Annotated in this window: 11 protein-coding genes; 9 read left to right on the top strand and 2 right to left on the bottom strand. The window is 61.9% G+C overall.

The window, feature by feature from the left end; genetic code table 11:
• The 7 genes from FOI68_RS23660 to FOI68_RS22345 form a co-directional block, all read left to right on the top strand.
• Nucleotides 1-480, top strand: a 480-nt coding sequence (locus FOI68_RS23660; protein ID WP_185974025.1) for a hypothetical protein, incomplete at its 5' end; no start/stop codon positions are given.
• A gap of 307 nt (nucleotides 481-787) precedes the next feature.
• Nucleotides 788-1,813 (top strand): asparaginase, encoded by a 1,026-nt coding sequence (locus FOI68_RS22370; RefSeq protein WP_143864379.1) that lies wholly within the window; start codon nucleotides 788-790, stop codon nucleotides 1,811-1,813.
• Between the two features lie 69 nt (nucleotides 1,814-1,882).
• Nucleotides 1,883-3,538, top strand: coding sequence for a peptide ABC transporter substrate-binding protein (locus FOI68_RS22365; protein ID WP_143864378.1), 1,656 nt, complete (start codon nucleotides 1,883-1,885; stop codon nucleotides 3,536-3,538).
• Nucleotides 3,539-3,683: 145 nt separating this feature from the next.
• Nucleotides 3,684-5,126: a dipeptidase PepV gene (gene pepV / locus FOI68_RS22360; RefSeq protein ID WP_143864377.1), complete on the top strand. Its 1,443-nt coding sequence runs from the start codon at nucleotides 3,684-3,686 to the stop codon at nucleotides 5,124-5,126.
• Between the two features lie 18 nt (nucleotides 5,127-5,144).
• Nucleotides 5,145-6,077: an ABC transporter permease gene (locus FOI68_RS22355; protein ID WP_143864376.1), complete on the top strand. Its 933-nt coding sequence runs from the start codon at nucleotides 5,145-5,147 to the stop codon at nucleotides 6,075-6,077.
• Between the two features lie 9 nt (nucleotides 6,078-6,086).
• Nucleotides 6,087-7,025, top strand: coding sequence for an ABC transporter permease (locus FOI68_RS22350; protein WP_185974026.1), 939 nt, complete (start codon nucleotides 6,087-6,089; stop codon nucleotides 7,023-7,025).
• Nucleotides 7,026-7,044: 19 nt separating this feature from the next.
• Nucleotides 7,045-8,118: an ABC transporter ATP-binding protein gene (locus tag FOI68_RS22345; protein WP_143864374.1), complete on the top strand. Its 1,074-nt coding sequence runs from the start codon at nucleotides 7,045-7,047 to the stop codon at nucleotides 8,116-8,118.
• Here FOI68_RS22345 and FOI68_RS22340 read toward each other — a convergent pair.
• Nucleotides 8,115-8,492 carry a DUF3899 domain-containing protein gene (locus tag FOI68_RS22340; protein ID WP_035300321.1) on the bottom strand — a complete coding sequence of 126 codons (378 nt, stop codon included), beginning with the start codon at nucleotides 8,490-8,492 and terminating at the stop codon, nucleotides 8,115-8,117. The two genes, FOI68_RS22345 and FOI68_RS22340, sit on opposite strands and share 4 nt — an antisense overlap.
• Before the next feature lie 125 nt (nucleotides 8,493-8,617).
• On the opposite strand from FOI68_RS22340, the gene FOI68_RS22335 reads away from it, so the two are divergent.
• A complete protein-coding gene (locus FOI68_RS22335; protein ID WP_143864373.1) occupies nucleotides 8,618-8,806 on the top strand; it encodes a hypothetical protein in 189 nt (62 codons plus the stop codon).
• On the opposite strand, the gene FOI68_RS22330 is transcribed toward FOI68_RS22335, so the two are convergent.
• On the bottom strand, nucleotides 8,770-9,723 hold the full coding sequence (locus tag FOI68_RS22330) for a superoxide dismutase (protein ID WP_035300320.1): 954 nt from the start codon (nucleotides 9,721-9,723) through the stop codon (nucleotides 8,770-8,772). The genes FOI68_RS22335 and FOI68_RS22330 overlap by 37 nt on opposite strands.
• Before the next feature lie 166 nt (nucleotides 9,724-9,889).
• Between FOI68_RS22330 and racE the strand changes: the two genes are divergently transcribed.
• Nucleotides 9,890-10,702, top strand: coding sequence for a glutamate racemase (gene racE / locus FOI68_RS22325; RefSeq protein ID WP_035300318.1), 813 nt, complete (start codon nucleotides 9,890-9,892; stop codon nucleotides 10,700-10,702).
• Nucleotides 10,703-10,811: the final 109 nt, after the last annotated feature.

Below are 10,811 nucleotides of genomic sequence, written 5' to 3'. Positions count from 1 at the left end.
CGCCTGGAGCAGCTTGAAAATGGCCAGAAGCAAATGGCCGAACGACTGGAGGGAGTTGAAAACGGTCAGAAGCAAATGGCCGAACGCCTGGAGCGGGTCGAAAAGGGCCAGGAACAGATGACCGTGCGCCTGGAGCAGCTTGAAAATGGCCAGAAGCAAATGGCCGAACGACTGGAGGGAGTTGAAAACGGTCAGAAGCAAATGGCCGAACGCCTGGAGCGGGTCGAAAAGGGCCAGGAACAGATGACCGTACGCCTGAAGCAGCTTGAAAAGGGGCAGGAGCAGCTAAAAAAAGGCCAGGAGGAACTAAAAGAGTCAATCAAGCACTACGCCATCTTGCTGACGGAAAATTTCACCTCCATACGAACAGACTTGCGGAAGAACCATATGGACGTCCAAGCTGATGTGAACCTGCTGTTTAAAGAAGTGGAGGGCATCAAGCGGCATACGCATAAAATTGAACAGCGCATCGGCATGTGACGGGAAACAGTCTTGCGAAAGGCTGTTTTTTTGTTTCTTTCGGCTGTTTTCAGGCAGCAATGGGGTGCGCGCCGTAAGGGGCCGGTTTGATCGGCACCCGACAAGACCTGTTCACATTTTCGGTCGACTCTTTCAGAATAATCGGTTATCCTGTAAAAGAATGGTATTCCCATTCGTTCGGGAACACATCGGAAACCTATCAGGAATTTTCGGTATTTTCTAGTCATTCCGACGAATCGTCGCTCAGCTGCTTTTCCCGGAGAAGGAGAATCCCATTCGTTCACTTCCGCACAAAAGGAGACAAGCCATGAACGTGGTTGCCAACGTATTCCGAGGGGAAGCGGTGGAAAGCTCCCACCTCGGCCATGTAGCTGTCGTCGACGCAAACGGAACCCTGCTGTACTGGTACGGCGATCCTCACCGCCTCACGTTCGCTCGTTCCAGCATGAAGCCGATACAGGCGATCCCGGTGGTGGAGACGGGAGCGGCGGACCATTTCGGACTGGAACCGGCTGATTTGTCGCTGTGCTGCGCCTCGCACAGCGGGGAGCCCCGCCACCGCGAAAGGGCGTTGGGAATGCTGGCCCGCTGCGGACAAACGGAAGCGGCACTCCAATGCGGAGCCCACGTGCCGCGGGACGAGGAGAGCTACAAGCAGTTGCTTCGGGAGGGGAGGCCGCTGACGCCGGTTTACAGCAACTGCTCGGGCAAGCACGCCGGGATGATCGCCACCGCCGTCCATATGGGCGAAGACCTGGCCGCGTACCATCAACCGGAACATCCGGTCCAGCAGCGCATTCTCGATGCGGTCAGCGACCTGACCAGCTATCCGCGAGAGAAGATTACGCTGGCCACGGACGGCTGCGGCGTGCCGGTCCACCGTCTGCCGCTGGCCCATTGCGCCTGGGCGTACGCGAAACTGGCCAAACCGGACGCGATTGCCAACCCGCTGCGGCGGCAGGCGGTCCGCCGCATCACCGAAGCGATGACCGCCCACCCGGAGATGGTTGGCGGCAGCAACCGCTACTGCACCGATTTGATGCGCGCGTTCCGCGGCCGCGTCATCGGCAAGGCGGGGGCGGAAGCGGTCTACTGTCTGGGCGACCGGCAGACCGGGCTGGGCGTTGCGGTCAAGATCGAAGACGGAGGAGCCCGCGCCCTCTACGCCGTCGTCAACGAAGTGCTGCGGCAGGTGGGCATCGGGACGGACGGCCCGCTGGAGGAACTGGCGGCGTACACGGAGCCGGTCGTGACCAACATGAGCGGAACCGCTGTCGGGCGCATCGAAACCAGATTTGCGCTCAACCGGGACAGCGCCGCCTTGCGCGCGTAAAACGGACGGCCGCCCAACCGCGCCTGCCGTTCGACGCATACAACCTACCGAAAAAGGGGGATGTCAGCCATGCATCTGCGCAGAGGATGGAAAGTGTTGAGCACGTCCGCTCTGCTGCTCGCGCTGATGGTGTCCGGCTGCAGCCAATCGGCCGCGCCGAGCCAGCCGGACAGCGGGCAGACAGCACAACCGGGCGGAGAAGCAGACACAACGGCCAAGCTCCGCCTCAATCTGAGAACGGAGCCGCCGTCGCTCGATCCGCCGAAAGGCTACGACAGCGTCTCCAATGAAGTGCTGAATGCGATCATGGAAGGGCTCGTCCGGCTGGACAAGGATCACAAGCCGCAGCCGGCCATGGCGGAGACGTGGACGGTCAGCGACGACGGCAAAACGTACACGTTTACGCTGCGCGACAGCAAGTGGTCCAACGGCGACCCGGTAACGGCGCACGACTTTGAATACGCGTGGAAACGCATCGTCGATCCGAAGAACGCCTTCCCGTCCGCCTTCCTGGCCTACTTTATCGACGGGGCGGAGGCGTTCAACAAGGGGGAAGGCAGCATCGACGACGTCAAGGTAAAAGCGCTCGACGACAAGACGTTGGAAGTCAATCTGAAAGCGCCCACCGGCTTTTTCCTCAACATCGTCACGCAGCCGACGTTCTTCCCGGTTCACAAAAAGACGGCGGAACGCAACCCGAGCTTTGCGGCGGAAGCCTCCACGCTCATTACCAACGGACCGTTCAAGATGACGGAATGGGTGCACGACCAGACGGTGAAGGTGGAAAAGAACGAAGGCTACTGGGACAAGGATTCCGTCAAGATCGCCGGCATCGACTGGGTGATGGTAAACGACGAAAACACCCAGTACCAATTGTACAAGACCGGACAGCTCGACGCGGTCCAATCCGTTCCCAACGACCTGAAAAAGCAGTTGATCGATTCGGGGGAAGCCAGCGTGATGCCGGAAGCGTCCGTGTACTACTACCGGATGAACACGGCCATGCCGCCGTTTACGAACGCGAACATCCGCAAGGCGTTTGCCCTGGCGATCGACCGGAAGGCCATCATCGACAACGTCACCCAAGGCGGGGAACGTCCGGCGTTGGCCCACGTGCCGATCGGCTTGCTGGAACCGGACGGACGGGACTTCCGCGAAGTGGGCGGCGATTATTTCCAGGACAATGACGTCGAACAGGCAAAAGTGCTGCTGAAAAAAGGCATGGAAGAGGAAGGCTGGACCACCCTGCCGCCCGTCACCTTGACCTACAACACCAGTGACGCGCACAAGGCGATTGCCCAGGTGCTGCAGGAGATGTACAGGAAAAACCTCGGCGTTGACGTGAAGCTGGCAAACAAGGAATGGAACGTGTTTCTGGAGGAGCAGCGCGCCCGCAAGCTCCAGTTCTCCCGTTCCACCATTCCGGCTGACTATGCGGATCCGTACAATTTCCTGGAACTCTACACCACGGACCATCCGGGCAACCGCGTGAACTACAGCAACAAGGCGTACGACGCGCTCGTGCAGAAGATCCGCAGCACGGCTGACGAAACCGAGCGCTTCAGGCTGATGCACGAAGCGGAGAAGCTCTTCATGGAGGACATGCCGATCGTTCCGATCTATTTCCGAACGGTAGCCTACATGGAGCAGCCGAACGTGAAGGGAATCGTGCGCCATGCCGTCGGGACGATCGACTACAAGTGGGCGGAGATCGCGAAGCAATGACGCGGCGGCGAAGACCGGGGCTGAATCGGCGCGCCCTTGTCTTCCCCTTGCATCATGGAGCGGGTTGGCCCAACTGTCTGACAAAGGGGCGGCGTTTCTCGCCTGCTGCGGGATGCGGCCGGAGATGAACGGAGGTGGGAAAACGATGAGCGATCACGCCGATTACTGGAAGCGGCAGGCCGTGGCACAGCGGGACGCGTATCTGGAAACGCTGCGGCCGTTTCTGGCGATCAACAGCATCGAGGACATGTCGACCGCCGGTCCGGGCAAACCGTTCGGCGACGGAGTGGCCCGGGCGCTCGACTTCATGCTGGCCTTGGGCCGCTCCGACGGCTTTGCGGTGAAAAACCTGGACGGCTATGCCGGTTACGTGGAATACGGCGAGAGCGATGAGGAAGTGGGAGTGCTCGTCCACGTCGACGTGGTCACTGCCGGCGATGGATGGACGACGCCGCCGTTTGAGCCGCACATCCGCGACGGCAAAATCTACGCCCGCGGCGCCATCGACGACAAGGGACCGGCGCTGGCCGCCTACTTCGCGCTGCGGCTGCTCAAGCAGTCGGGCCTGCCGCTTGCGAAACGCGTCCGGCTGATCATCGGCACGGACGAGGAGAGCGGGTGGCTGTGCATGAAGCACTACGCCGAGCGGGAAACACTGCCGGAGATCGGCTTTTCGCCGGACGCGTCGTTTCCGATGATCCACGCCGAAAAGGGGCAGATCAACCCGACGCTGACGCTGGCCGCACAGCCCGAAACAGCGGCGGATGCCGGTTGGCGGCTGCTGTCGTTCGTCTCCGGCGATCAGGGCAACAGCGTGCCGGACAAAGCAGCCGCTTCGGTGGCGGTTCCGGCGGGAGCGGAGGCGGAAACTGCGGTGGCGGCAGTGACCAAGCGCTGGGACGCGTTTCTCCACGCCAGCCGTGTGACGGGACGGCTGGAGCAGAGAGCGCCTGGCGTGTTGTCGTTTCAACTCGACGGCAAACCGGCCCACGGCATGGAGCCGTTCAACGGCGTCAACGCCGGCACGCTGCTGGCCCGTTTTCTGCACGACACCCCGTTTGCCGGTTCCGATCGCGAGTTTCTCCGCTTCCTCGCCGAGGTTCTGCACGAAGACCACTACGGCGAGCGGCTGAACGTCGCGTGTCGGGATGACGTGAGCGGAGCGCTGACCGTCAACGCGGGCATCCTGCGCTATGACGGCAGCACGGGCGGGTCGGTCCGGCTGAACATCCGCTATCCCGCCACCCTGCAGCCAGAGCCGTACGTGGAGCGGCTGAAGGCACGCGTCGAGGAATTGGGCTGGACGGTGTCAGACCTGCGCACCTCCAAGTCCCACTACGTGCCTGCCGACCACCCCGTCATCCGGACGCTCTCCCGCGTGTACGAGCAGCATACCGGAGAGCCTGCCCGCCTGCTCGCTTCCGGCGGCGCCACGTACGCCAAGACGCTGAAAGCGGGGGTGGCATTCGGCCCCGTGTTCCCCGGAAAAGAGTCGACCGCCCATCTCGCGGACGAATACGCAGAGATCGACGATCTGCTTCGGGCGATGGCAATCTACGCCCAGGCGATGTACGAATTGGCCAAATAATTGGAAGGAGGAGCAGCCATGTCCCGTTACCTGGCAAAGCGCGTCCTGATGATGCTCTTGACGCTGTGGATCATCGTGACGCTCACCTTTTCGCTGATGCATGCGATTCCCGGCGATCCGTTCGCGTCCGAGTCGGATCAACTGCCGGAGCAGATCCTCGCCAATCTGCGGGCCAAATACCACCTGGACGAACCGCTGCCGATTCAATATCTCCTTTATCTGAAAAATCTGATCACGCTGGATTTGGGTCCTTCGATCAAGTCGGATACGCGCGGTGTCAACGACATGATCGCGGACGGATTTGGTGCGTCGGCCATGCTGGGTGCGCAGGCGGTCGCGATCGCGCTGGTGTTCGGGATTGTCTTCGGCATTGTCGCCGCACTCAACCGCGGCCGTTGGCTCGACTACGCGGCGATGGCCCTGGCCGTCCTCGGCGTGGCGATCCCCAGCTTCATCATGGCTCCGCTGCTGATCAATTTTTTGGCGATCAAGTGGCCGATCTTTCCCGTCGCCACCTGGGGGACCTGGAAGCACACGGTGCTGCCGTCGCTGGCTCTGGCGTTCGGTCCGCTGGCGATCATCACCCGCTACATGCGCGCGAGCATGATTGAAGTGATGAACCAAAACTACATCCGCACCGCCGAGGCGAAAGGGCTCCCCACCCTGGCCATCGTGGTCAGACACGGCATCCGCAACGCGATCCTGCCGGTGGTCACGTTCCTGGGACCGCTGATTGCCTCACTGATCACGGGCACGTTTGTCGTAGAAAAAATCTTTGCCATTCCCGGGATCGGGAAGTACTTTGTCGACGGTATCTTCAATCGCGATTATCCGGTCATCCTGGGAACGACCCTCTTTTACAGCTCGATTCTGATTGTGGCCATTTTTCTGATCGACGTGGCGTACACCCTGATCGACCCGCGGATCAAACTGACCGGCAAGGAGGGATAGAACGTGGCGATGGAACAGAGACTCGATCCGCTGTTTCGCCCGCTGGCCAAACGGGCGCAGGCCGACGCGGTTCCGCCCCGCCCGAGCCTGAGCAACGGCCGGCAGGTGATCCGCAAGCTGATCAAAAACAAGCTGGCGATGCTGGGCCTCGCGATCATCGTCGCGCTGGTCGCGATGGCGATCATCGGGCCGCATCTCGTCCCGTACAGCTATTCCGACCAAAGCCTGTTGATGAAAAACAAACCGGTTTCCGCCGAGCACTGGTTCGGGACGGACGATTTGGGCCGGGACATGTTTGCCCGCACCTGGTACGGCGCGCGCATCTCGCTGACGATCGGAGTGGCGGCGGCGCTGATCGACCTGATCATCGGCGTGACGGTGGGCGGCATCGCCGGGTACATGGCCGGCAGGGGCAAGCGGGGCGAGCGGATCGACACCGTCATCATGCGGTTGATCGAAGTGCTGTACGGATTGCCGTACCTCTTGGTCGTCATCCTGCTGATGGTCGTGATGGAGCCGGGCATGCTGACGATCATCATTGCGCTGTCCGCGACCGGCTGGGTGGGGATGGCTCGTCTGGTGCGGGGGCAAATCCTGCAGGTGAAAACCCAGGAGTACATCCTCGCCGCCCAGGTGCTTGGGGCCTCGTTTTCCCGCATTTTGTTCAAACATCTGATCCCCAACACGTTTGGCGTGATCATCGTCAACCTGACGTTTACCATCCCGTCGGCCATCTTTGCCGAGTCGTTTCTCAGCTTTCTCGGCCTGGGGGTGCAGGCGCCGGTAGCCAGTTGGGGAACGATGACCAACGACGCGCTGGGGGTCATCCTCACCGGCGACTGGTGGCGTCTCTTTTTCCCGGCGCTGATGATTTCGCTCACGATGTTTGCCTTCAACGTGTTTGGCGACGGCCTGCAGGACGCGCTCGATCCGCGTCTGCGCGAGTAGGAGAAAGGGGGAGGAACGAATGGCCGAACAGCATTTGCTGACCATCGACAATCTGAAAGTGAACTTCAAGACGTACGGCGGGGACGTGCAGGCCGTGCGCGGCGTCTCCTTCCACGTGGACAAGGGAGAGACGGTTGCGGTCGTCGGCGAGAGCGGCTGCGGCAAAAGTGTCACGGCCCAGGCGATCATGGGGCTGATCCCCAATCCGCCCGGCCGCATTGTCGGGGGCCGCGTCGTCTTTGAGGGGAAAGAAATCACCGGGATGAGCAAAAAAGAGCTGCTGGAGATTCGCGGCTCGCAGATCGGCATGGTCTTCCAGGACCCGATGACGGCGCTCAATCCGACGATGAAAGTGGGAAGGCAGATCGTCGAGGGGCTTGTCCGCCATCATCAGCTCTCGCGGGAAGAGGCGCAAAAGCGGGCGGTCGAGATGCTGCGCATGGTGGGCATCCCCGACCCGGAAAAGCGGGTCGACCAGTATCCGCACCAATTCAGCGGCGGAATGCGGCAGCGGGTGGTCATCGCCATCGCGCTGGCCTGCCAGCCGAAGCTGGTGATCGCCGACGAGCCGACCACCGCGCTGGACGTGACGATTCAGGCGCAGATTCTCGATCTGTTGAAGCGGCTGCAGGCAGAGCAGGAACTGTCCGTGCTGATCATCACCCATGACCTGGGCGTGGTGGCGGAAATCGCCCACCGGATGGTGGTCATGTACGCCGGCGTCGTCGTGGAGACCGGCCGCGTGCAGGACGTGTTTGCCCATCCCCGCCATCCCTATACCTGGGGACTGATGCGTTCCCTGCCCCGGCTGGACGGGGCGAAACAGCGGCTGGTGCCGATCGAGGGAACGCCGCCCGACCTGTTCCATCCGCCCGCAGGCTGCCCGTTTGCGGCCCGCTGCGAATTCGCCATGGAAATCTGCGACCGGCAGATGCCGGCGCTTGCCGCGTTCGGAGGGGGACATCAGGCCGCCTGCTGGCTGCATGACCCGCGCGCCCCGCGCATCGAGGAGCTGGTCGCGGCGGGGAGGCAGGGGAACGTGACAGAGGCGCTGCGGAATGTCCATGAGCTGAACAGGTACGCTGCGGACTAGCGGTAGTACCAGACGGTCAGTGCGACGGAAAAGAAGACCAGGGCTGCTCCGCCCCAGAGCAGAAGAGACGTTCCGATTCGGACGAACGTCTCTTTTTTTCGGGCGAAAACCGGGTCGTCAAGGGTGTACCAGTCGCTCTCCATTACGCGTGGACGGCGGAAGAAGAGTGCTTGCAGCCGTTTGAAACCGGCGCCAAACACGGTAAAAAAGCCCGAGCGGACGACGAGGGCAAACACGCCGAGGACGAGCAGGCAGAGGCCGGCCAGGAAGCTGCGGTTGATGATCGCCAGAAGCGCTTCGGCGGGGACGGTCAGGCCGACCGCCAGAGCAGCCGCCGACAGCATGATCACAAGAAAAATGACAAGTGCGGGCATGATCGGTTCACGTCCTTTGGCGGAAGGTGCGCAGCGGGCTCGCTTTGTCCATTCGACGAGCAGAGCCGGGAAACTTGTTCCGAACGCCGTCACCTTGACTGTAGCGCAAAAGGAGGAAATTGCCAATGCACTGCACGCAGCCGGCTGTTGTCATCAGGCGGCAAGGAGCGTTTCGTCCCGGTACGGGGCAGGTCTATCGGAGGACGCCGGCCATCGACGACACGACGATAAAATGCATCGCCCCTTCCGGCAGACGGGGGACGGAAGGGGCTGCGTTTCAGAACGGCTGCCAGCGAAGCCGCCTCGCCTGCTGAAAGCGCTCCTCGACGGCCGGCCAGTTGACGACGTTCCACCAGTTGCTGACGTACTTGTCCCGCTGGTTCTGGTATTGCAGGAAGTAGCTGTGCTCCCAGACGTCCAGCACCAGCAGGGGCACGACGTCCCACTGGGAGAGGTTCTGGTGCTTTTCCGCCTGGAGGATCTCCAGGTGCTGCGCCCGCGGCGACCAGACGAGGATCGCCCAGCCCGGTCCTTCCACTTGTACGGCGGCTTGCGTGAACTGGGCTTTGAAGGCGTCAAACGAGCCGAAGTAGCGCCGGATGTATTCCGCCAGATCGCCGTGCGGTTCGCCGCCGCCTTCCGGGTGCATCACCTGCCAGAAAATCGTGTGCAGGTAGTGGCCGGCGCCGTTAAAGGCCAGTTCCCGCTCCCAGTGGCGGATCAGGGCGAAGTCGTTTCTCGCCCGCGCCTCCGCCAGCTTCAGCTCAGCCTTGTTCAGGTCCTCCACGTATCTGCGGTGCAGTTTGTCATGGTGGATGCGCATGGTCGTTTCGTCGATGTACGGCTCCAGGGCGTCGTAGGCGTACGGCAGAGGGGGCAGCGTATGGCGTCCGACCGGTACGGGACGGGCGACGGGCACCGGCTGGCGGGACGAGGAAAAGGCGGCCTTCAAGGTCTCCGGCTGTTCCTGCTCGTTGTGCTGGATCAGGCGGAGGAACTGGTGAAACTGCTTTTGCACCGCTTCCGCCTTGGCGATCAGCGCGGGAACGGCCTCGTGATGAGGGGCTTTCTTTATCTGTGCCGCTTTGCGGCCGATAAGCGTAAACGCTTCGTCAAACTTGTGCAGGTGGCGCTCCAGCTCCCGGCCGAGCTGCTTGGACTTGCGCAGATGCTCAATCCACTGGCTGCCCCACTGGCTCCAGTTGACGAGGTGCTTGATCTGTTCTTCCAACGCGATTCCTCCTTATCTCGCTATTCTATTCCAGCGTATGAAAAGCGCCCAGCGATGGTGCGGCATATGCGGAGTACGTGGCACAGGCGGACCGCATATGGTTATACCACAAACGCAAAAAAGTGGTATGCTGGGAGATGGACATCACAACAGGGGAGACACACCTATGAGCGACCAACGAGCAATTGCCATTATTGACTCAGGAGTGGGAGGACTGACGGTAGCGAAAGAAGTGATGCGGCAGCTTCCCGACGAACGGATTCTGTACTTCGGCGACAACGCCCGATGCCCGTACGGCTCCAAGTCGCCGGAAGAGATACGCGCCTACAGTTTTCAAATGATTGAGTTTGTTACCCAATATCCCGTGAAGGCCCTGGTAGTGGCCTGCAACACCGCAACGGCGGTCGTCCTGGAGGAAGCGCAGCAGCTTCTGCCGCTGCCGGTCATCGGCGTGATCGAGCCGGGAGCGCGGGCGGCGGCGCGGGCCACGCGGAGCGGCCGGATCGGCGTGATCGGGACGGAGACGACGATTCGCACTCGCGCGTACGAGCAAGCCCTGCTGCGGCTCCGGCCGGAGACGTATGTGGCGGGCCTGGCCTGTCCGGCGTTTGTTCCGCTGGTGGAACACCATCAGCAGCATACGGCGGAGGCGCGCCGGGTGGTGGCCCGGACGCTGGAGCCCTTGATCCGGGAGGAATTGGACACGCTGATTTTGGGCTGCACCCATTACCCGCTGCTGGCCCCCGTCATCCAGGAAGTGATGGGGCCATCCGTCACCTTGATCAGCTCGGCGGAGGAAACCGCGCGGGAGCTGACCCGGCATGCCTCGATTGCGAGGGCGGGCGAAGCGGCTTCGGCTCCCGGCCATCTGTTCTTCACCAGCGGCGACGCCGACAATTTCCGCTCCATCGCGGAGGAGTGGCTGGGCTGCGGGGTGAAGGTGGAGCGCCGGTCGCTGGAGCAGTCGTATCAACCCTAAGCTAAAAGCGGCGCCAACCATGGCGCCGCTGTGAGTGTGTAGACAAAGTGACTGCTGGGGGGAGAAGCACGTTTCCGGCTTCCGCTCCATGCTCGCCCAGCAGGGAAGC

This window comes from Brevibacillus sp. LEMMJ03 (assembly GCF_007197875.1).
Lineage (GTDB): Bacteria > Bacillota > Bacilli > Brevibacillales > Brevibacillaceae > Brevibacillus > Brevibacillus thermoruber.
The sequence above is the reverse complement of the archived record's forward strand: the minus strand, read 5'-3'. Positions and strand labels throughout refer to the sequence as shown.